The organism is Lunatimonas lonarensis (assembly GCF_000390185.1).
Lineage (GTDB): Bacteria > Bacteroidota > Bacteroidia > Cytophagales > Cyclobacteriaceae > Lunatimonas > Lunatimonas lonarensis.
Window position 1 is genome coordinate 56,798 of record NZ_AQHR01000112.1, and the last position, 22,039, is coordinate 78,836.

At 44.2% G+C, this 22,039-nt stretch carries 17 protein-coding genes and 1 tRNA gene; 1 reads left to right on the forward strand and 17 read right to left on the reverse strand.

Features of this window, described 5'->3' with window-relative positions:
- Positions 1-22: 22 nt before the first annotated feature.
- From ADIS_RS20470 to ADIS_RS20545, 16 genes are all read right to left on the reverse strand, one after another.
- On the reverse strand, positions 23-3,652 hold the full coding sequence (locus ADIS_RS20470; RefSeq protein ID WP_010856635.1) for a sensor histidine kinase: 3,630 nt from the start codon (positions 3,650-3,652) through the stop codon (positions 23-25).
- A 130-nt stretch (positions 3,653-3,782) separates the two neighbouring features.
- A complete protein-coding gene (locus ADIS_RS20475; protein WP_010856636.1) occupies positions 3,783-4,031 on the reverse strand; it encodes a hypothetical protein in 249 nt (82 codons plus the stop codon).
- Between the two features lie 186 nt (positions 4,032-4,217).
- Positions 4,218-4,775 (reverse strand): DUF420 domain-containing protein, encoded by a 558-nt coding sequence (locus ADIS_RS20480; protein ID WP_010856637.1) that lies wholly within the window; start codon positions 4,773-4,775, stop codon positions 4,218-4,220.
- Positions 4,762-5,430 (reverse strand): SCO family protein, encoded by a 669-nt coding sequence (locus ADIS_RS20485; RefSeq protein ID WP_035807162.1) that lies wholly within the window; start codon positions 5,428-5,430, stop codon positions 4,762-4,764. The genes ADIS_RS20480 and ADIS_RS20485 overlap by 14 nt, the downstream gene beginning before the upstream one ends.
- 71 nt (positions 5,431-5,501) lie before the next feature.
- Positions 5,502-5,831, reverse strand: coding sequence for a cytochrome C oxidase subunit IV family protein (locus ADIS_RS20490; protein ID WP_010856639.1), 330 nt, complete (start codon positions 5,829-5,831; stop codon positions 5,502-5,504).
- 21 nt (positions 5,832-5,852) lie between these two features.
- Positions 5,853-6,623 (reverse strand): cytochrome c oxidase subunit 3, encoded by a 771-nt coding sequence (locus tag ADIS_RS20495; protein ID WP_035807163.1) that lies wholly within the window; start codon positions 6,621-6,623, stop codon positions 5,853-5,855.
- 21 nt (positions 6,624-6,644) lie between these two features.
- Complete coding sequence (locus tag ADIS_RS20500; RefSeq protein ID WP_010856641.1) at positions 6,645-7,226, reverse strand: cytochrome c oxidase subunit 3; 582 nt, start codon at positions 7,224-7,226, stop codon at positions 6,645-6,647.
- Positions 7,226-8,131, reverse strand: a complete 906-nt coding sequence (gene cyoE, locus ADIS_RS20505; protein WP_035807164.1) for a heme o synthase — start codon at positions 8,129-8,131, stop codon at positions 7,226-7,228. The genes ADIS_RS20500 and cyoE overlap by 1 nt, the downstream gene beginning before the upstream one ends.
- A gap of 302 nt (positions 8,132-8,433) precedes the next feature.
- Positions 8,434-10,329 carry a cytochrome c oxidase subunit I gene (locus ADIS_RS20510; protein ID WP_010856643.1) on the reverse strand — a complete coding sequence of 632 codons (1,896 nt, stop codon included), beginning with the start codon at positions 10,327-10,329 and terminating at the stop codon, positions 8,434-8,436.
- Between the two features lie 17 nt (positions 10,330-10,346).
- The gene (locus tag ADIS_RS20515; protein WP_010856644.1) at positions 10,347-11,381 is read right to left on the reverse strand and encodes a cytochrome c oxidase subunit II; all 1,035 of its coding nucleotides are present in this window, start codon (positions 11,379-11,381) and stop codon (positions 10,347-10,349) included.
- Between the two features lie 24 nt (positions 11,382-11,405).
- Positions 11,406-12,695 (reverse strand): hypothetical protein, encoded by a 1,290-nt coding sequence (locus ADIS_RS20520; protein WP_010856645.1) that lies wholly within the window; start codon positions 12,693-12,695, stop codon positions 11,406-11,408.
- Between the two features lie 2 nt (positions 12,696-12,697).
- On the reverse strand, positions 12,698-13,321 hold the full coding sequence (locus ADIS_RS20525; RefSeq protein ID WP_035807165.1) for a c-type cytochrome: 624 nt from the start codon (positions 13,319-13,321) through the stop codon (positions 12,698-12,700).
- A 14-nt stretch (positions 13,322-13,335) separates the two neighbouring features.
- Positions 13,336-13,866, reverse strand: coding sequence for a DUF3341 domain-containing protein (locus ADIS_RS20530; protein WP_010856647.1), 531 nt, complete (start codon positions 13,864-13,866; stop codon positions 13,336-13,338).
- 6 nt (positions 13,867-13,872) lie between these two features.
- Complete coding sequence (nrfD, locus tag ADIS_RS20535; protein ID WP_010856648.1) at positions 13,873-15,234, reverse strand: NrfD/PsrC family molybdoenzyme membrane anchor subunit; 1,362 nt, start codon at positions 15,232-15,234, stop codon at positions 13,873-13,875.
- Between the two features lie 20 nt (positions 15,235-15,254).
- Entirely contained in the window at positions 15,255-18,347 is a 3,093-nt protein-coding gene (locus tag ADIS_RS20540; protein WP_010856649.1) for a TAT-variant-translocated molybdopterin oxidoreductase, read from the reverse strand.
- A gap of 34 nt (positions 18,348-18,381) precedes the next feature.
- Positions 18,382-19,641, reverse strand: a complete 1,260-nt coding sequence (locus ADIS_RS20545) for a c-type cytochrome (RefSeq protein ID WP_010856650.1) — start codon at positions 19,639-19,641, stop codon at positions 18,382-18,384.
- A 372-nt stretch (positions 19,642-20,013) separates the two neighbouring features.
- Between ADIS_RS20545 and ADIS_RS20550 the strand changes: the two genes are divergently transcribed.
- Positions 20,014-20,084, forward strand: a tRNA-Cys gene (locus ADIS_RS20550).
- A 224-nt stretch (positions 20,085-20,308) separates the two neighbouring features.
- On the opposite strand, the gene ADIS_RS20555 is transcribed toward ADIS_RS20550, so the two are convergent.
- The gene (locus ADIS_RS20555; protein ID WP_010856652.1) at positions 20,309-21,985 is read right to left on the reverse strand and encodes a mechanosensitive ion channel family protein; all 1,677 of its coding nucleotides are present in this window, start codon (positions 21,983-21,985) and stop codon (positions 20,309-20,311) included.
- Positions 21,986-22,039 lie beyond the last annotated feature (54 nt).

Consider the following 22,039-nt stretch of genomic DNA (forward strand, 5'->3'; position numbering starts at 1 on the left):
AATCTACCGGATTAACCTGACATTAAGCCAGTACCGGAAAGGACAGAAAAAAAGACGAACCTTTGTCCACGCTGGTTTCAAACCAGATATTCCCCCCGGCAGTCTCCACCCCCCGCTTCGCAATCGCCAGTCCCAGTCCAGAGCCTTCTGATTTGGTGCTGAAATTGGGTATGAAAATCTTATCCCGCAGGTCGTCTGGAATACCCTTTCCGTTATCCCTGATCTCCAGAAGCACCCGCTCATCTCTATAGCTAAGCACTACCTTGATTTCAGGCGTTATGGGTTTTTCCACTGCCTGTATTCCATTGATAATTAGGTTGGAAATCACCCTGCCAAATAATTTGGGATCTCCCATAATGAATAAGGGTCGATCAACCGGAACCTCGTCACTAAAGGAAAAAGAAATATCCTCCCGGTTGGAAAACAACTCGATCGCCTCACTGACAACCAAACGAAAATCAATCACCTCATTTTCCGGCAGAGGCATTTTCGCAAACGTAGAAAATGAGGTAGCTATATCGCTCAGTACATCCACCTGATGGATAAGCGTACCTAAAGGGCGCTTCAACTTGTCTGGATCATCGATCCGCCCCTCTGCCTGAAGCCTAAGGAGATGCTGCAGGGTCAGCTTCATAGGTGTAAGAGGATTTTTGATCTCATGGGCGACTTGCTTGGCCATCTCCCTCCACGCAGACTCCTTTTCGTTGGAAGCTAGGACCTTCTTACTTGCTTCCAGTTTGGACAACATGTTATTGTATTCATCCACCAATAATCCGATCTCATCTTGGGAAGGCCATCTCATGTATTCATTGCCTTCCAAGTTGGTAGCCTTCAGCTTTTGGGTCAACAGCTTGAACGGATAAGTCAGATGTTTTGATATAAAATAGGATACTGTCAAAAAGACGACAAACATCACCATAAAAATTACCAGGATATTGCTGACAACATCCGCAATCAGAACATTTAGTTCATCCTCCGACTCAAAGAAGGGAATAGCGATGATGCCTCGTATTCGCTGTAAATCCGGATCTCTAAGGCCTAGATACACGGTTTTATAACCAAGATTCCCCACTCTTTCATTTAGGAGCACCCGGCTGTTTTGTGATTCGACGATGGCTTCATAGGCACGGGGACTGATATACCCCGACAATATTTTCTTTTCAAAAATCCTAGGCTGGGTGCTAGCCAGCAAACGGCCATCGGGTAAATATAGATTCAGATCCGTATTCGTTGATCCTGCTAACGTATATATTTCACTGATAAGCTCTTCTCTATCGAGAAATCCTATGGACTGGGCATTAATGACTTTGGAAAGGTTATCCCTAATCAGCTGTGCCTTGTCGAAATATTGCCTGTGGAGGTCTTCTGTGTATGAACTACTCAAAAAACCAACAGCGATCATACTGATCACTACCATGGGAAAGAAGAACGCAAAATTCAGGTAGAACTGTAATTTGGTGGCATAGTTGAACTTAAGCCAATCTCGCCCCAACACCAGGGTGTAAAGTAAGATCGCCAGTAAGGTAAACACCAAAAACACAACAAAAAACATGGCAACATCTGCATACATATACTTGGCGGGGTACTCGGGAGAGGAGACCACAACTACCTGACCTTCTCCTTGAATCGCTAAATGGTGGTATCCGTTATGCGAGACTCCTGCTCCATAAACCCTAGGATCAGCCAGTAAGCTGCCAAGGTCTGCAGACCGATAATTGAAAACTCCTGAGCTAAACTGCAACACCCCCTCATCGAAAATCGCATAGTCCATCCACTGATCCTCTGCAACCGCTACGTACCTTCTATCAACAAGCAGTTTTGGAAAAACACTATTGGCCATGACTCGTTGTTGGGTAAGCTCCAACATGATCGTACCCAGAAATGCCGCCTCACGGTACATGCTGATGAATGCCACAAATTTATTTGGACTGCCAAACCTTCCTCCCCTTATATAATACAGGTTTCTGACCGATGTAGAAAAATCGCTGTTCATGTACAAAAGCCTATATTCATCGAGCTGAAGGCTGGACTCTCTTTGGGTCAGGCTTTCTCCGGAGCGGCTAAAAACACGAACCACCGGAACAAAATTATCCAAATAATTTGTAAGGTATATTTTCTTAATCTTCTGCTCAATCGGGTCTTTGGAAAGCAGCGGGTCTGCCATTCTATTCCTTATAAAGAGATCGTCCCTTATATTTTCCATCACCTCCCCCAATAGGTAACTACCCATTACGTCCTCCTCCAGCATCACATAGTCCGCAAACTTTCGTTTACTTTGAAGGGAGTCCAGATTACCTTGATAAAAGGACGCCACGCCAATAACGACCGCGCCTACCAAGCATCCAAAAAAGAAGGTCAGAAAGGTATCCAACTCCATCCGGAAAATATTCCTATAAAGCTGCATCCCAATTAGTGCCCCTACCAGTATAAAGTGGGCTAAATAGGCAACCAAAAATTGTCTTTCATAAAAAAACAGACCTACAGCCACCGGAGTAGAGATATAAAGCAAAATGTTCAACGCGCGTTTCCTACTAACACTACCTCGATAACGTGCCATCATCAGTAGGATAGACGTAAAAAGGAAGTATAGCATACCACTGATGAATAGAATAAGGAGACTGACACCCTGAAGGATGTCAAAACTCGTGAGGGAGTGGATATTCAGATTCCACTGGGAATTTTGGGCAATGTCCAAGTAAACCCCAAAGAAAAGTGCCAGTATAGCCTTGCTTATCAGCAAAACGGAAACATAAAAAAAGGTTTCAGACAATCTATCCCGAAATTTTGTCACCCCCACTAAAACCCTTTTATTACTCCAATGGAGAAACAACATCAAAAGAATAAGAGTGATGCTAAGGAAATTTAGCAAAAGATCTCCCAGGCTTGGGTTCAACCAAGATGACGCATACTGCGTGGCGCTGAAAAGTGCCGACTCAAAATAATCTTGGGGAAACCTAAAAAAAAGCATGAGCAGCCGAATACTCCCCAAAATCAACGAAGTATAGATCATCGCCAATCCATGGAATCCCTTAACCCAAAGAGCATGGATAAAACTTCCTCCCTTGATGGCCACGAGCCCTAGTAACGAAAAAAAGAAAATTAATAGCGTGGTGTTCCCCTTCCGCCCAGCCGGCTCGTATCCTACCCTAAAAAACACGGAAAACAGGTAATCTTCACCAATACTGAGCGGCTGATAACCTTCCCTACGTTCTTGGGAGAGCGCAAACCGATCGTTTCCAAACATCCATCTATTAATTCCCGTGGAAAGGTACTCGTTTACTACTTCTACATGATCGATAAGTCGAAAGACCTGAAGGAACCAGTAATCGGTCCCATTTCGGTTGAGTGTTCTCAATTTACCAAAATAGACGCCTTTTTTGTTTTCAAATAGCTGAAACTTTTTGTTGGTAACAAATTCGCCGAAAGCCGGTATCATCGTAATATCGGACCAATACACCAGCTCTCCATCCTTAGAAAACAAAAAATAGGGGTGATTGGCCTCGATATTCAGTGTAAGAAAACTTACCGGAATATCTGGCTTATTGTTCATCAAAAGTTGGATATAGTCTTCGTCGAAGTCAGAAACAACCTTAGCCAGCTTTTCCTCCAACATACGGGTGTACTCCCGGTCTCCTGAATTATTTTTCCACAAAAAATTTATTGCAAGGACAACTCCAAGTAATAAGATGGACAATACAATAAAAGCTCTGACTCGTTTAAACATAATACTCAAAAGAAAAGCAAAGCCTTAAGATGCTTTGCTTTTTAAAGTTTTCCAGGAATCATACGCTTATCCGCTTCCTCAATTTAGCATTTCTATACCAGAAAAAACCAATAACCATCGCTAACAGATAGGGAGCGGCAAAAAGATACAGAATGCCCATGTTCAACCCAGCCCCAACAGTGGTATCACCGTTGCTTACGTTATTCTCTATCGTCGCCCTACACATCGCACACTGCGCAATGAGATCCGGCATAAAGGAAAAACAGACGATAACAAAAAGGAAGAAGGATTTAGAAAGCGTGCGCATATGTTTATCGTTGATGATCGATTTGTTATTTTACTACAAAGAGCAAGCCGAAATTACTACCTACCCATTCGGGTCAAGCCCAAGGAGTAAACCAAAAGCCCCCCCGTACTATCCCAAAATCGTATATTGCCACCCTTGAACCCTAAGCTTATCCAAATTACATAACGAATATTACCGAAATCGGGTTTAAAGTGGGTAATAGGGGCTGATCATCAGGTACACAATCACTCCTGTGACAGTAACGTACAGCCATATTGGGAATGCAAATTTAACGATCTTACGATGCTTCTCCAAGTTATCGACATAGCCATAGTAATAGGCTAAAAGGATCGGGAATAGGGCAACCGCCGCGAATACGATGTGGGTTATTAGCAGAAAGTAATACACCGGACGAATCCACCCATCTCCCCCAAAGGACGTACTCTCTGCTGTACCGTGGTAAACCACATAGGAAACCAAGAAAATGGCTCCCAATGCAAAAGCTACCGTCATAGCCGCCTTGTGAAAGGCTAAGTTACCCTGTTTGACAAATACAACGCCAAGTAACAGGGCAACGGTAGCTGCACTATTGATCACAGCGTTCAAATGGGGAAGAAAATAAACCCAGTCCGCACCCACATCAACCTTTGAAGGCATAAACAGCAGCACCGCGACCACTACCGGCACAGCCACCGAAATAACAGTGATCCAACGTAGTACCGTGGTCTCACCAGATGAATCAACTGAGAATTTACCGCTTTCCATGTAACAACACTTTAGTTTCCAATATTAACTGATCTACGCCCTCACGATTCGTTCCACTATAGTATCCTCGTATTCGCCCCTCTTCATCTACCAGAATGAATTTATCGGAGTGCACAAAATCATCTGGATTTTTGCCTCCGTCGATCGCTGGCAAAACAAACCCGCAACGAGCCAACTCATAAATCTCGCTGCGATCTCCTGTCAGAAAAAACCACCTATCAGGCTTGGCACCGTAAAGACCTGCATAACGGGAAAGAACCTCCGGTGTGTCGTAGTCAGGGTCAAGCGAAATTGAATAAATCTGCACCAAGGACTCATCCCGAAAGGCATCCTGAACACGCTCCATCTCTTTGGACATTACAGGGCAGATACTCGGACAACTTGTGAAGAAGAAATCGACTATCGTTATCTTACCGCTCATTTCATTTCTACCCCGTAGAACTGAATCCTGATCCCATAAACGAAACGCCGGGATAGTGTGCTGCCCCTCGTTATCATAGGAACACTCATTGTAGGGATCTTCCACGCCATTCTCATATAAAACAGGAATAGAATAGGTATTCGTAGAAAAACCCCTTAGAAATAAGATAATGAGAATTGGAATCATGATAATACATGCCAATACCATTACCTGAAGAAACCTCAATCCTTTCATACCATCTAGTAAACAAAAAAAAAGGTTGAAGATTCCTTCAACCTGTCAAATATTCTTGAAGATTTTTCATCCTACCAACGCATGTGGAGAATATCAGCACCCTCTTTCATCAACGCGATTACCAACCAAATAAGGAAGATCAAAGGGACTATAATGGAGTAAAAAAGCGGCTTTGCTTCCTCTCCCAGGTGCATAAACTCCATCATAATATAGTAAGCCTTGACAATCGTCAACACGATGAATATAACGTACAACAAAATACCTCTTGGCATGGTAAAAGCGAACAAAAACTCAACCGCTGTGATGATAAGTAACAACAAGGCAGTCATCCAGATTTTCTTAATTTTCGCTTTATCCCTGGGGATTACTTCCAGCGCCCTTTTATTTTCTCCTGAAGCCATAATATAAACTTTTAAATAAGGTTAGATCAAATAGAAAAACGTAAAGACAAACACCCAAACAAGATCAACAAAGTGCCAATAAAGGCCGATCTTCTCCACCATTTCATAGTGCCCTCTTCGCTCGTAGATACCTACGGCTGCTTGATAAAACGCCAGAAAGAGAAGAAAGACACCAATAGTGACGTGAAAGCCGTGGAACCCGGTAATAAAGAAAAACAATTGTGCAAACGGCGCAGGGCCATATTCATTCACGATCAGATTTGCTCCATATACCGTTTCAGAAACCACTCTTCCTAGTGAGTTTACGTAGGTCAGCGCTGTTCCGTTGTCCGTTCCATGTATAAAGTGAGACCATTCCCAAGCCTGACAGCTCAAAAAAGTAATCCCGCCAAGTAGCGTCCAAAGAAGCCATTTAGTAACATCGTTACGGTCATTGCGATGACCTGCCTCAACTGCCAAGACCATAGTTACCGAACTCATGATCAAAATAAAGGTCATCAAACCGACAAAGACCAATGGAAAGTGCCCACCGTGTACAAACGGTATCGCATCAAAGATCATTTCAGGAATGGGCCAGTATTCATTGGAACTGACAAAATCCGCCGAGCTTCCAACATATGCGGGATAACTCATCCGTATCGCTCCGTACGTGATCAAAAAGGCCCCGAAAGTAAAAATGTCTGAAAGAAGAAAAAACCACATCATAAGCTTACCGTAGCTTGCTTTTAATGGTTCGTTTCCACCCCCCCATACACCCCTCTTAGAGTTGATTTCTATCGCAGTCGATGACATAATGTATAATTTAAAGACAAATTAATGATTCAACATAAGAAACATGAACAAATACAACCACAACCCTCCCAGAAAATGCCAATAGGTAACGCACATTTCCATTCGCGCCATTTGCTTAGAATGCACCTCGTATTTGAAGGACGAAATTAATACAATAATTAGAAAAATCACACCACTGATTAAATGTAATGCATGCAATCCGGTGAAAACATACAGAAAGGAACCCGCGGGATTACCCACAAAGTAGACGTCCCTATCGACAAGAGCCACCCAACTGTACCACTGTCCAACCAAGAATACCAAACCAAGTACAACCGTAGCGGCCAATGCTACTTTCAACTGATCTAGATTATCACGTTTTGCAGATAAATATCCCCAGTGAAGCGTGAAACTGCTTAGAACAACCACCGCTGACGTGTACCAAAACACACTCGGAAGGTCGAACTCCAACCAATTGCCCTCTGCCTGTCTGACGATGTAAGCTGAGGTCATAGAAGCGAAAATCATTACCACCGTAACGATAAACAACCACAATGCAAACTTTTTGGGATGCATCGAAAGCGGCTGCTCTGCCTCTTCGATATATACGAGCTTATCTTCCATCAGTTCACCTTATCCAAGAGATACGCAATCTGCACAACTGGCAGATAGAGAAATGAGCCAAACATAATCTTCAATGCAGATCTATGGGAACAATCACGCATCAAGGAAAAAGTCTGGGCAAGGAACAATACGCCACACACAGTTGCTACAATGCCTGAATGAAGACCAGTCAACCCAAAATAAGTAGGCAGCAATCCAAGCGGCAACAGAAACAAGGTATAAACCATGATCTGAATCGCTGTATTTAGGTCCTTCTTCCCACCGGAGGGCAGAAGCTTAAAACCCGCTCGCTTATAATCGTCGTCACTTACCCAAGCAATCGCCCAGAAGTGAGGAAATTGCCAAATAAACTGGATACCAAAAATAATCAACGCTTCATAGGTAACCGCGCCAGTCGCGGCTGTCCAACCCAGCAAAGGAGGCATAGCACCCGGTATAGCACCGACAAGGACAGCTATAGGTCCCACACGTTTAAGCGGTGTATACACAAAAACATACAGCACCATGCTCAATATGCCCAAATAAGTTGTTAACGGATTAGTAAACACCCAGAGGGTAAAAACACCAACCAACGCAACCAAAATAGTGAACCATTGAGCTTCCAACACCGAAACCACATTCATCGGCAAGGGCCTTGATTGAGTCCGTTTCATTAACCGATCAAGGTCACGTTCCAATATCTCGTTTGCCGCGCCAGAGGCTCCGCTTATCAGGAAGCCACCAACAATCAAACCAATCAGACCCGACCATGAGAATCCTGGCGAAGAATGTCCTAATACAAATCCGAATACCGCAGAGAATGTAACAAGTGCCGACAACCTAAATTTAAGCAAATCAAGATAGGCTCGCACTCTAACTGCCAAAATATTCAAAATTGTGTTTTCCGAAATATTTACACTGTTCATTTTAACCAACGATGTCCGGATAATGCCTCCTACTACCTAGAAAACGATAAAGGTGACCAAATTAATCGAGTCCCAAAAGCATACTGCCTGAAAGGGAAATTCACGAAGAAATATTTCAAAAAGATCTAGAGATATAACGGAGATCCCTCTATTACCAACTAGACCTCATTAATAATTATTTAGGAGTTAGAACAAGCGACAACCACCTGCTCTAACTCCCAAGCTTTTTGATTGAATCCAACCACTTAAAGACCTACAGAAACACCAACACGTTAAGCAACCTTGGCTCAACCCTTTATCTCTTAGTGGCTACTCTTGGATTCTTGCCCCACCAAGACCTCCTGTTCTTCAGCTATAATTTCTTTCTCCAACTTCACCAATCGCTCTTCATGGGGGAGATTAGATTCCGGAGTTGCAGACAAAGGAACGGTTTGTGGGATAAAATCATCCTTTGCACCAGGCTTAGAGTAATCATAAGGCCAACGATAAACTGCAGGAATTTCACCAGGCCAATTTCCATGTCCGGGATGTAAAGGAGTAGTCCACTCCAGCGTATTGGACTGCCAAGGGTTCAATGATGCCTTGCGCCCCCTGTACATACTGTAGAAGAAATTGAACAGGAATATAAACTGTGCAGCAAACGTGATGATAGCGGCAACAGAAACGAACATGTTCAGGTCTGTGTACATATCAGAGAAGGAGAAGGTTGACCAGCTATAGTACCTTCTTGGGAACCCAGCAATACCAATGTAATGCATGGGGAAAAACACCATGTAAACACCGACAAAGGTTAACCAGAAATGGAGAGAACCCAATTTTTCATCCATCATTCTGCCAAAGAATTTGGGAAACCAATGATAAACACCAGCCATCAAGCCAAAGAAAGAAGCAGACCCCATCACCAAGTGAAAGTGGGCAACCACAAAATAGGTGTCGTGCAACTGAATATCAATGGCCGAATTACCTAGAAATATACCCGTTAAGCCCCCTGAAATAAAGAAGGAGACCAAACCAATCGAAAACATCATTGCTGTTGTAAATCTCAAATTACCCTTCCATAACGTAGTAAGATAATTAAACACCTTCACCGCGGAAGGAACCGCTATAATAAGTGTCAGAAACATGAATATAGAACCCAAGAAAGGATTCATTCCCGACACGAACATATGGTGCGCCCAAACCACAAAGGAAAGGATGGCAATTCCAAGCATTGAAATGATCATCGCTTTGTAACCAAAAATAGGCTTTCTGGAGTTGGTAGCAATTACTTCGGAGGATATACCAAGAGCAGGCAAAAGTACAATATACACCTCAGGGTGCCCTAGGAACCAAAAGAGATGTTGATAAAGTACGGCACTACCTCCTGTGTTTGGCAAAGCCTCGCCTCCTATGTAGATATCTGACAGATAAAAACTCGTTCCAAAACTCCTATCAAATACCAAAAGCAAAGCCGCCGAAAATAGTACGGGAAAAGACAAAAGACCTATAACGGCGGTCAAGAAGAAAGCCCATACAGTAAGTGGCAACCTCGAAAAGGACATACCTTTTGTGCGAAGGTTGATTACGGTGGTAATATAATTTATCCCGCCCAATAACTGAGAGGCGATGAAAAACGTCATAGCTACGAGCCAAAGCGTCATTCCAAGCCCTGATCCAGGCATCGCTTGCTCAAGAGCAGAAAGCGGCGGGTAAACCACCCATCCACCAGAAGCCGGCCCTGTCTCGATAAAGAGAGAGATGAACATGATGAGACCAGATACAAAAAAGAACCAGTAAGACAGCATATTCATAAATCCAGAAGCCATGTCTCTCGCACCTATTTGCAGAGGGATCAAGAAGTTGGAAAACGTCCCGCTCAACCCTGCAGTCAATACAAAGAACACCATGATGGTCCCGTGCATCGTCACCAGTGCCAAGTAGAAGTTTGGATCCAGCTGCCCTGTCTCAGTAATCCATCCACCTAGGATCGGCCTTAGAAATTCCAAATTCATTTCAGGGAAACCAAGCTGAAGCCTGAAAAGGATGGAAAGGAAACCCCCAATCAACGCCCAAAATATGCCGGTAATCAAAAACTGCTTACCGATCATCTTATGGTCAGTGGAGAAAATATACTTCGTTACGAAGTTATCTTTGTGCTCATGATCATGGTGATCGTCGTGTGTTGAAACACCATGTGCTGCTACGTTAGCTACCGCCATATTCTTACCTATTAATGTTATTTGCTATCAAATGATGATGTCTCCGCAAGATTGTCCTGTCCTTTGGGCAGGTCAAGGACTAAACTGGGATTTGCTTCTACGAAAGTCCTCTGTTCGTTAAACCACTTTCTATACTCATCAGGCTCAACCACGGTTATCACCCTGCGCATTGAAAAATGGCCACTTCCGCATACCTCTGTACAGGCTATCTCATACTCGAAGCTCTCGTCACCGAGTTCAGCCCGCATTTCCGCCGTAGTTTTTGTAGGTACAAACCAAAACCTGGTCGGCATCCCTGGAACAGCATCCATCTTCAGCCTCATGTGCGGAGCGAAAACAGAGTGCAAAACATCCCTCGCTCGTATCTTGAACAAAACCGGCTCGCCCTTGGGGATCACAACAGTTTGAGAAGGAAAGTCGTCTCTGGAATTCTGGTCAGAAAAGTCAATACCACGAGAATTGGTAGCATTGATCAAACGGTAATCAAAATCACCCATGATACCGTCCTTACCTGCGTACCTAATCTCCCATGCAAACTGATACCCCATCAACTCAACCTCGTGTGCTCCTTCAGGTGCGGGGGATGTTATATCAGTCCACGCTCTCCAACCGGAAATAACCAACACCGTCAATACGAGCGCAGGAACCAAGGTCCAAACAATTTCAAGCTTGTTATTGTCAGGGTAATAAGTAGCCCGCTTTTTCTCATTGTATTGATATTTATAGCTGAACCAAAACAACAATATGTGGGTCAGGATAAAAATGAACCCAGTGACCGCCATAGTAATCCAAAACAACCGATCGGTCACAGCACCATGTTCAGAAGCCAATGGAAGCTGATAGTTATCAAACTCCTTTATGGAATACCAGAACATAAGTATACCAGTACCAATAAGGAAAAACATCATTAGAAACGCATTTACCTTATTCGTATTCCCGGTAAACTTTCCTTCAGTGCCCTTGGCTACTGAGATCAAGGTTTGAACTCTAAACACCATCCAGATAACGGACAGCAAAAGAACAACACCAATCGTAATGAGAAATCCGTACATAATATTATTTTTTTCGGATAATTATTAAATGTGATGATGAAGGCTTTCTTCCAACATAGGATGATTCTTCGCTACCAACCTTGTTTTGGCCAGATTGGTAAACACCACTAGAATAAAGGCGGACGCGTAAACCAGCAACATTCCAATTTCCATAAAACCAAGACCGCCGTTATGACCTAGTGTACCGGGCTGAACCATAAGAAAGAAATCCAACCAGTGACCGAACAGTATCAACGTACATACAAGCTTAAGAAACACCGAGTGTCTTTTTGCATCCCTTGTCATTAAAACCAGAAAGGGAAGCACAAAGTTTATGATGATATTTACAAATATAAACCCACCATACACATCACTTGTCAACCTTTCTACAAAGTATACCGACTCTTCAGGGATATTCGCATAATAGATCAAAAGGAACTGCGAAAACCATAGGTATGTCCAGAAAATTGAAAAGGCAAAAACAAATTTTCCCAAGTCATGAATATGATTTTGATTGACCATAGGAAGGTATCCCAAATCCTTCAAAAACACCGTAAAAAGCGTAAGGGCAGCCAATCCAGCTACAAACCAGGAGGCAAACACATACCAGCCAAACAGCGTTGAAAACCAGTGTGTATCAATAGACATTATCCAATCCCATGCGCTGATAGAGGAAGAAACGGCAAAGAAAACCAAGAAAATAGCAGACCACTTCCTAAGCTGAAACCAATAGGTCGTTCCACCATTTAAGTCCTCCTGATCGGAAAGTGACTTCAATTTATTAAAAAAGAAAACCCAAAACCCGAAGAACAAAACCATTCTCAGAATGTAAAATATGGGAAAAGAACCTTTTTCCATAGGCCAATAAAAGAAGGCTCCCTTTCCATCTATGATCTTGTCGTAATTCGCTACGTCGGACTTATCATAAATATAGCTGTGCGTCCAATGGAACAGGTCATGGCTAGCTATAAAAAACGTGACGATCATAAGACCCGCAGCTATTGGAAGCCAATGGCCAAAGGAAATCATTACGCGGATAAGCGGAGCAGACCAACCCGCCTGGGCTGCATATTGAATCGCAAAAAAGAATACGCCGATGATCCCGATACCGGTGAAGTATACATTATTGATCCAAAGGTTAGCCCAAAGACGCTGAGTCCAGTGATAGGCGTGCCCGCCTGCGTCATCTCCATGCGCATGCCCACCAAACATAGCAGCGATTATGCCGACAACGAGCAACCCGGCACCGATCAACCCTAATGTGATTACCGACTTTCGGATCGCATCGGTAAAATCAAATTTCTGATCAAGATTGTAATTTGAAACCTGTGCCATTCTTATTTCTGAATTTCTTGTTTAACATAGTGCACGATTTTCCATCTTCTTTCGATGGACATCTGGGATCCATGGGCACCCATTCTACCCTTGCCATGGGTGATCACGTGAAAGATGTGCCCCTCTGGCAACTCTTTGTAAGCACCCCCCTTAAGATTGGCCACACCTCCGATTACCTCACCCACTTTGCCGTCTCCTTCACCCTGAGCGCCATGACAGGCAGAACAGTACTGGATATATAGCTGTCCTCCCTCGGCCAATACTTCGTCCGAAAGCTCAACAGGATTCTCTACCAAAGCTGACCCCTCGAGGTCGGCAATACGCAACCTGTAAGGCAAAATGCCATTTTTATTTCTAGGAACGGTATTTGCCACCGGTTCCCTCATATTCATCCCGTGAGGATTGTTGATGTTGCTATTAAAAAACTCTCCCTTTCCATCTTCCCGATTGGAAAGCCATTTGCCCTCTTCTTCGTTTGTAATTTGGGTGAGTGGCTCGTAAGCAACAGAGTGATACATCTGTGGCGCATACTCTGTACCGGGATAATCACCTGAAGCACTGCAAGAGGCTAAGCTCAGGCCTATTCCCACTGCAACTGTTAGATATATAGATGTCGTTATTTTCATTTGTCCCAGATTACTTAGTCAAAACTTTTGTTATTCACCTCGGTTGCACCCGCATTTTTGAGCACGTCAACTATCGCATCCTGCGCCAACGCACCGTTGCTCGCCAAGTCGATCGCCATTATATGCTTATCGTCTGTGCTTCTGAGGTCGTAGATCCTAGGTTTTCCCCAAGGCTTGAGATTACTGGTAACCATGAAAACCCCTACCATGCCAAACGCTGCCAATAATACGGTCATTTCGAAAGTGACAGGGATAAAAGTAGGCAAGGATGCGTAATTCTTTCCACCTATAATCATGGGCCAATCGAATTTCATCATGTAAAACTGCATCGTAAGAGCTAGCGTAGTGCCAAGCATTCCAAACAAAAAGGCGGCAATGGGAAGGCGGCTTCTTTTGTAGCCCAACTCTTCATCCAATCCGTGTACAGGATAAGGAGAATACACCTCATGGATTTTCACACCACTACCTCTTACTTGCTTTACAGCATGAAGCAATACATCCTCATCGTCAAAGACTCCAAGTACAAAGTTTTTATCTTTTTCCATGATCATTTATTTTACTTTTTCTGACGAAGATTTCAATACCGACTTAACCTCTGCCATGTTGATTACAGGGAAGAATTTCGCAAACAGTAAGAAACAGGTAAAGAACAAACCAAACGTAAACATATAAACCCCAACATCCGTGATGGTCGGATAAAACATAACCCAGGATGATGGTAGAAAATCCCGGTGCAAGGAGGTAACAATGATTACAAATCGCTCAAACCACATTCCTATGTTAACCACAATGGATAGAATAAAGGTAGCCGCGATAGAAGTACGGATTTTCTTGAACCAAAATAATTGAGGTGAAATCACGTTGCAGGTCATCATAGACCAATACGCCCACCAATAAGGGCCAAACATCCTGTTGACGAAAGCATATTGTTCCGCGGCAACTCCCGAATACCATGCAATGAAGAATTCGGTGATGTAGGCAATCCCAACTATTGAGCCGGTGATGATGATTACGATATTCATCAATTCGATGTGGGTGATGGTGATATAGTCCTCTAGATTGAATACTTTCCTCGTAACCAACATCAGCGTCAACACCATGGCAAACCCAGAGAAAATCGCCCCGGCTACGAAATAGGGAGGGAAAATCGTTGTGTGCCACCCTGGGATTACCGAAGTCGCAAAGTCAAAAGATACGATGGTATGTACAGAAAGAACCAGTGGAGTGGCCAGGCCGGCCAAAATGAGAGAAACCGATTCATATCTCATCCATGTCTTTGCAGCACCATCCCATCCAAAACTGAGCGCACCGTAGATCGCCTTTCTGATTCCCGTAGCACGGTCCCTAATAGTGGCAAAATCCGGAATCAAACCGATGTACCAGAACACTAAGGATACAGAAAAGTAAGTGGAGATCGCAAAAACGTCCCAGAGAAGCGGGGAGTTAAAATTAACCCATAGAGATCCATAGGTGTTAGGCAACGGCAGGGCCCAAATGGCTCCAATCCAAGGCCTACCCATGTGTATAAGCGGGAACAAGGCAGCACAAATAACCGCAAAGATGGTCATCGCTTCTGCCGCCCGGTTAATGGATGTCCTCCATTTTTGGCGGAACAATAACAATACCGCTGAAATGAGGGTACCGGCGTGACCAATACCTACCCACCACACGAAGTTGGTGATATCCCAGGCCCAACCAACTGTTTTGTTCAGACCCCACATACCAATACCTTCCCAAAGGGTCGCAGCTAGGGCAAGAGAACCAAGCAAAAGGGTACCGACAGACACAGCCAGCCCCAAAAGCCAACTAACCGAGGGCTTGCCCTCCACTTGCCGGGAAACGTCATTGGTAACGTCCTTGTAAGTTTTACCACCGGTAACCAGCGGCTCTCGTACGGATGAAGTAACCTGCATATCTCTGTAATTATATAAAATTAAGCTTCGTTTTTATCCTTGTTTCTGATTTTGGTGAAGTACCAAACGTTCGGACTCACATTGATCTCCTCCAACACGTGGTAAGCACGTTCCTCATTCACCTCCTTCACGGCGGAATCGGTATTTTCTTTAATCTGCAACATCTTATAGATGCGTGATTCAGGGTCGTTCATATCACCAAATACCAACGCTTCCGAAGGACATGCTATCGCGCAGGCCACATTGATTTCACCATCCTGGATCTTTCGACGCTCTTTTTTTGCGGTTAGCTTACCAGCTTGGATTCGCTGTACACACATGGAGCACTTCTCCATCACGCCCCTTGCCCGAACGGTAACGTCAGGATTCAATACCATTTTTCCAAGATCGTCATTTTGAGGTGTATTCACACCAGCAAAATCCTTATTGTCATGGTACTTGAACCAATTGAAACGTCGTACTTTATACGGACAGTTATTCGCGCAATAACGGGTACCGATACACCTGTTGTAGGTCATCTGGTTCAATCCCTCAGAACTGTGAGTCGTAGCCACTACCGGACAAACCGTTTCACAGGGAGCATTATTGCAATGCTGGCACATCATCGGTTGAAACACCACCTCTGGATTGTCAGCTGCCTGCTCAAGTTCTTTATTTCCAGTGGCTCCTTCAGGAGAACTATAATACCTGTCTATTCGTATCCAGGCCATTTCCCTCCTATTCAGCACTTCCTGCTTACCCACAACTGCTACGTTGTTCTCTACCTGACAGGCAACTGTACATGCAGAACATCCCGTACAGGAATTCATGTCTATTGCAAGACCCCAATGATGTTGGCTGTATTTGTGACCGGACCAAAGAGAAATCTTGGAAGGTTTCAAAAATTCACCTTCTTTGTAAATCTCAGGATGATATCGGCCTGCACTTGGGTTCTCCTTGTATTCCGGTAAAGTAGACTCCTGTACCACAAACTCACGGCCCATGTATGTTTGATGGGTTTGTGTCTGGGCGATACGGTACGTTTCACTTGTCAATTCCATACTAACACCCTCGGTGACATCGTAATTAACAAATCCCTGAGGGGCACTGAGCAATGCATAGGCATTAACACCTACACCTTCCGCAACCCTGCCTGCAACGGCTCGTCCGTAACCGAGCGCCAGACCAACCGTTCCATCTGCCTGACCGGGTTGAACAAGTACCGGAACCGTGATTGACTGGCCATTTACAGTTAGTTTTGCTGTCTTGGTCGCCCCCTCGAACATCTTGAGACCATTATCGTTCGCCCATCGCTGCGAAACAGTAAGGTAATTATCCCATGTTGCTTTTGAAATAGGATCAGGCATCTCCTGAAGCCAGGGGTTATTGGCAAATGTCCCGCTACCTATACCAACCTTGGCATAGGTCACCAGCTCAACGCCACTATTATCGGCACGGTAGCTTTTTGCTACTGCGGCTGCTGCAGTCTCTATGCTGCCAACCACTTCAACAGGAGAGGATTCTCCGTCGCCAACCTCAAATACACCGTTATGAAGGCAGGTATCCCAAAACTGCTGAAAATCGGAAATCTCGTCTTGCCCAGCAAAAAGCGTCGCTTCCCAATTCGAGCGTATGAAGTCGTAATAGGTAGTACCAACTCCGGCCCACTTCAGGAAACTATCCTGAGCCTGACGGGTATTGAAAAGAGGGGAAATAGTCGGTTGTGATAAGCTATAAGAACCCGTTTTGGGGTTGAAGTCATTCCAGCTTTCCAAATAGTGGTGATCTGGGGCTACGTACTGCACCAACGAAGACGTCTCATTTCTCGCCTCAGAAGTTGATACTGACACTTTAGCTTTCCCTATCGCATCTGCCAGGGCTACACCCTGCGCAAAATCATAAACCGGGTTACAGTTGTAAAAGATAACCCCTCCAACGCGGCCTGCAGCCAAATCGGCCACAAACTTGTTCATTTTGGAATCATCTCCCTTTCGGAAATGAGCCGCTTTTGAAAAATCAACGGTAGATCCGTTGTTTTCAAGCAACTCATTGATCGCAAACACAACCACTTGGACATTAGGATCATTTGATCCTGAAACCACTAAGCTAGAACCTCTGTTCGCCCATAGTTCATTGGCCGCCTTCTCCAAATGGGCTACCTCTACGGCAGCAGAGGAAACAGTTGCTATCCCTGCTTTTCTGGCAATCATATTGTACAAAGCCAACACAGCCAAGCCACTCTGAGAGGCACGGATGGGGGTTCTGTAGTCGGCATTCGCGCCGGTTAATGACAGGTTGGATTCAAATTGAAAATGGCGGGACATGTTGGCATTTCCCTTGGATATCTTTCTCCCTTTGCTGTATTGTTTGGAGAATTCAATTGGCGAAATCCACGTACCCAAAAAGTCAGCCGCAAAACTGACGATAACCTTTGCCTTATCGAAATGGTAGGAAGGAAGCGCGCTGACTCCATAATAAGATTCACTGGCTTTGGTGATGCCATAGTTGGAGATAGGGTCATAGGTGATGACTTCCACATCCCCCATGGCCTCTGCAAACGCAGCGATTGCCTTTTCAGTAGAAGGAGACAAAATAGTGTTGGTGACAATCTTTATCGATCCTGCCCCACGTAGTTTTCCTCCCAATTCACCGTCCAAAGTAGCCCAGTCAGAAGCCTGACCTCCTATTTGCGGTGCAGCATAACGCTGCTTATCATAGAGTGAGAGAACTGAGGCTTCCACGATCGCATTAGTGCCTCCGCGGGTGATGGGGGAAAGATCGTTACCGTCTATTTTAATAGGGCGGCCTTCTCGGGTCTTAACCACAACCGAAGCATAGTCACCTCCCGAAACAAACGAAGTGGCGTAGTAGTTGGGAACAGAAGGATCGAGGTCTACTGGCTTGTTCACATAAGGAATAGCCTTTCTTACCGGAGCCTCGCAAGCAGCAAGAGATGCCGCTGCCAAACTAAAGCCCATCAATTTTAGAAAATCCCTGCGGGATGGTGTGCCATCGTCATTGGTCTTGTGCAAAGGTAGGTTTTCAGGAAACTCCCTATCTGCGTTCTTTACAAACTCCGGGTCGTTGGTTAGTTGTTCCAACCCTTTCCAGTATGTCTTCTTATTATCTTTCATTTTCTATCAGAAAAGATTTTCGTAAAGATTAAACTTAATAGTGACACTTAGCACATTCCAATCCCCCGATATCTTTCACCTTGAGAGCATCTTTGGAGTCGGCATGTAGTTGTACTAACTTATCGTAATACTGATTACCCTGGGCATTTACTTCGGTATTCCTATGACAATCAATGCACCATCCCATTGTAAGCGCACTATGCTGATAAACTACCTCCATTTCCTCTATCGGGCCATGACAGGTCTGGCACTCTATACCGCCGACTTTTACGTGCTGTGCGTGGTTGAAATAAGCTAGATCAGGTAGGTTGTGGATACGCACCCATTCGATAGGCCGATTGTTGTCATATGCATCATAAAGTTTGGCAATCTCTGGGGAAACACCCTCTTTACCATCCACGTTCTGAATATGCATATGACAGTTCATACAAATATTCGCTGATGGAATATTCGCTGATTTCCCTATCTCTACTCCTGTATGACAATATTGACAGGGAATCTCATATTTTCCTGCATGCAGTTCATGGGAATAGGCGATCGGCTGAGTCGGCGCGTACCCTTGCTGAATACCGATGCCATACAAGCCGTCGATGGCGGTCTTCACTACCAAGGCCATTACAATCGTAGTTACGATCACGATAACCCCATCACTAGTCAACACCTTTTTGATATCACCTTTTTGGTTGATAAACGCCTTATCTTCCTCAGAAACTTTCTCACTGGTATTTAAGTACTTGGTAAGAACAGAAACGATCAAGGCCAATACCACAAGGATTAATACCAAGACCAAAATCAGGACACCAACGATTATGCTCAAGTACTCGCTCGGAATACCTCCACTTGCCCCAGCAGCCCCATCGGCTCCCGCGGCTGCTTGCGCCGAAGCATCCTCTTTCCCACCGTATTCTATATAGGACAAGAGGTTCATTACCTCCATATCGCTCAAAAAATCGTGGGCTGGCATCACAATATTGTTATACTCCCTAAAAAGGGCCACAGCCTGTGCATCTCCACTTTGAATAAGTGCCTGAGAATTTACGATGAAATTTTTTGCCCAATCCAACGTTCTTCGTTCGGTAACACCTCGAAGAGCAGGACCAGTGTAGCGTTGGTCAAGTTTGTGGCAGGTTTTACAATTGGCGTTGAAAATAGCCTCTCCCGCCTTGATGGCGTCTTCACTATCTGGAACATCGGGGTGAGCAGCATGGCTGTAGGTTCCCGCAAACAAGAACAAAGCCAGCAATAAAGACCCTAAATAAATAGGCACCCCCAGGAATGAGCGTTTGATAGACATAATTTTATTTTGTTTTTCCGATTTTTTTCAAGGACTCCAAAATTCCCCACAAATGTACTACCCAACTTCTATTTTTCAAACTTAAGTAGTTGAACAGCCCATTTTTGGAGTTTCTCAAGTTATTTTCGTTAAAATACTGTTTTTCAACATCTTGTATATAGACTGAGAATGTATTTATTTATTTAGAATCGATATAAATAATTATTTAAACAGCTACCCTACATCCTTAATTTATAGTTTCATTCCAGTTAGGAAAACCTCACTATTCAAAGCCATTCCCAAACAGGCTTTTCCCCGGGGAGGCACAAATTTATCTGCACCACAGTTGACAACCAATTTCTTTCTCCCTACATTTGCCTTCCCTTACATCAGGGTCGAGTGGCCGAGTGGCTAGGCAGAGGTCTGCAAAACCTTGTACAGCGGTTCGAATCCGCTCTCGACCTCTTCTAAAGCATCCTGTATTCAGGGTGCTTTTTTTTTATGTCCTCATCCCCCTTCTAGCTAAGATCTTAAAACCGTTTTATGGCATGGCATAAATCTTAAGGCTGGGGTTTGCTATCAGCAGTTTAATTCTTATCAAATCCGCTGGTGGCTGAACCTGCACACCGAATAGGGAAAATGATTAATATCAACGTAGTTTTAGCCCTATAAAACTACCCACTATACGTCAAATTCTGCCTGTGGTTCCGGATTCCTTGCTAATAAATTGAGCTAATTTTTTCTGGTAAGCCTCCCTATCATCAGAATAGGTTGGATTTAGGCCCTTTTTTTCCGGAAAAGTCTCCATATGCAACGTTTGTGTAGGAAAAGCAAACCGAACCCCAAGTTGATTAGCAAGACGAATGGTAGCCATCAGCATATCCTCCCTCGCCTTGAGTTCCTCTCCCCAGCTAGGTACTTCGAAAAACACATAAAACATGATATCTAGGCTATAAGCAGATAAATTGTTAAGGTAGATATGGAAAAAATCCTTTCTCGTATGGGGATGCCGCCTTACCATTTCCCTTAATCCTTCCACAAATACTTCGATCAGCTCAGGCGGTGTATCATAGGTAATTGTGATATGCGTAGAAAAACGCCTGTATTTCCTCAGCCCATGGTTATCAATCGTCGCGTCGGCAATCTTTCCGTTTGGAATATACACTAAAGAATTACGGAAAGTCCGAACCCGCGTTGACCGGAACCCTACTTCCTCCACCGTTCCATCCACATCCCCACTGGTAATCCAATCTCCCACTTGAAAAGGCTTATCAATAAAAATCATGACCGATCCAAAAAAATTCTTGATCGTATCCTGTGCCGCAAGAGCAAACGCCAAACCACCTATAGATAGCCCCGTAAGGAATGGCACAATATCAAGCTGAAGCCCATCTTTAAGGATAAATAGCGTCCCAACTACAATAACAAAGGTCTTCAGGGTTTTTCGAACCAACGGCACCAACTGATCATCCAGTGTGGATACCGTCTTTGCCGCCATACTTTCCAGATATGACGAGAGCAGATTGACGAGCTTATAAAATATGATGGTAACCAATAGAGGTTTGACGGCATTTAGCAGCACGGTCACCCATGAAATCACCAAAATAGGCAATTGAAGTACCCGGAGGAAAACGGCCAAAAGCAACACAATCAAATAGATACTTACGACCCGTGCTACTGGTAACAGGTACTTTTTGGCCATCTTTCCGTAGCCTGCTTTCATCAGAATGTAGTAAACACCCCGATCCACCACAATCGTGAAGACTTGGTGGCTGATAAAAATGAGCAACAGCAATAAAAACATGCCCACCAATTGCCATAAATGAAGACCGAAATACACTTCATTCCCGATTTTAGGCAGTAAATTCAAAAGTCTATCGGTGCCCAAAGGATAGGTTTCCAGATGCAGCTCCTCAATCTGCCCAACCGTAAAACTTGAAAACAACCAGGCTTGTCCAACCTTCTCCAAAAATACACCCGGCAAGCGTTGCTCGTCAAAAAAATACCGCATTTGGCCGTTCCGAAGCGTATCGATAAAATTCGCGTCCACCGGAACCTCCCCAATTCGGACATACACTCCCCTTCCATCAAATACCTGCTTCAATTTCACCGCCAGGTTTGATGCGTCTTTGTTCGTGAGGCGGCTCATATTCAATGCCCGGCCAGAAACTTCCGGGTCAAAGGTTTCTTCTTGAAGATTATAAAAGAAAGTGAGAGTAGTATGATAGGGCGTGCTAAGGTTATTGAAATCGGTAGAATCTACGACAAAAGGAACCGATGAATCGAATACCTGCGATTGTGCAGGGACAGACCAAAAAAGGAGAAAACAGCATAACGACAACAATGTCAATCCAGTACTCTTCATACCTTTCGATTAAGTTGATTTTACCGATTTAAAAACTTCTACGGATTTCTCTGG

Excerpts from the sequence above, each read along its gene's own strand:
- ADIS_RS20475 (WP_010856636.1), bottom strand. The coding sequence starts at position 4,031 with ATGCGCACGCTTTCTAAATCCTTCTTCCTTTTTGTTATCGTCTGTTTT.
- ADIS_RS20480 (WP_010856637.1), bottom strand. The coding sequence starts at position 4,775 with ATGGAAAGCGGTAAATTCTCAGTTGATTCATCTGGTGAGACCACGGTA.
- ADIS_RS20485 (WP_035807162.1), bottom strand. The coding sequence starts at position 5,430 with ATGAAAGGATTGAGGTTTCTTCAGGTAATGGTATTGGCATGTATTATC.
- ADIS_RS20490 (WP_010856639.1), bottom strand. The coding sequence starts at position 5,831 with ATGGCTTCAGGAGAAAATAAAAGGGCGCTGGAAGTAATCCCCAGGGAT.
- ADIS_RS20495 (WP_035807163.1), bottom strand. The coding sequence starts at position 6,623 with ATGTCATCGACTGCGATAGAAATCAACTCTAAGAGGGGTGTATGGGGG.
- ADIS_RS20500 (WP_010856641.1), bottom strand. The coding sequence starts at position 7,226 with ATGGAAGATAAGCTCGTATATATCGAAGAGGCAGAGCAGCCGCTTTCG.
- cyoE (WP_035807164.1), bottom strand. The coding sequence starts at position 8,131 with ATGAACAGTGTAAATATTTCGGAAAACACAATTTTGAATATTTTGGCA.
- ADIS_RS20510 (WP_010856643.1), bottom strand. The coding sequence starts at position 10,329 with ATGGCGGTAGCTAACGTAGCAGCACATGGTGTTTCAACACACGACGAT.
- ADIS_RS20515 (WP_010856644.1), bottom strand. The coding sequence starts at position 11,381 with ATGTACGGATTTCTCATTACGATTGGTGTTGTTCTTTTGCTGTCCGTT.
- ADIS_RS20520 (WP_010856645.1), bottom strand. The coding sequence starts at position 12,695 with ATGGCACAGGTTTCAAATTACAATCTTGATCAGAAATTTGATTTTACC.
- ADIS_RS20525 (WP_035807165.1), bottom strand. The coding sequence starts at position 13,321 with ATGAAAATAACGACATCTATATATCTAACAGTTGCAGTGGGAATAGGC.
- ADIS_RS20530 (WP_010856647.1), bottom strand. The coding sequence starts at position 13,866 with ATGGAAAAAGATAAAAACTTTGTACTTGGAGTCTTTGACGATGAGGAT.
- nrfD (WP_010856648.1), bottom strand. The coding sequence starts at position 15,234 with ATGCAGGTTACTTCATCCGTACGAGAGCCGCTGGTTACCGGTGGTAAA.
- ADIS_RS20540 (WP_010856649.1), bottom strand. The coding sequence starts at position 18,347 with ATGAAAGATAATAAGAAGACATACTGGAAAGGGTTGGAACAACTAACC.
- ADIS_RS20545 (WP_010856650.1), bottom strand. The coding sequence starts at position 19,641 with ATGTCTATCAAACGCTCATTCCTGGGGGTGCCTATTTATTTAGGGTCT.
- ADIS_RS20555 (WP_010856652.1), bottom strand. The coding sequence starts at position 21,985 with ATGAAGAGTACTGGATTGACATTGTTGTCGTTATGCTGTTTTCTCCTT.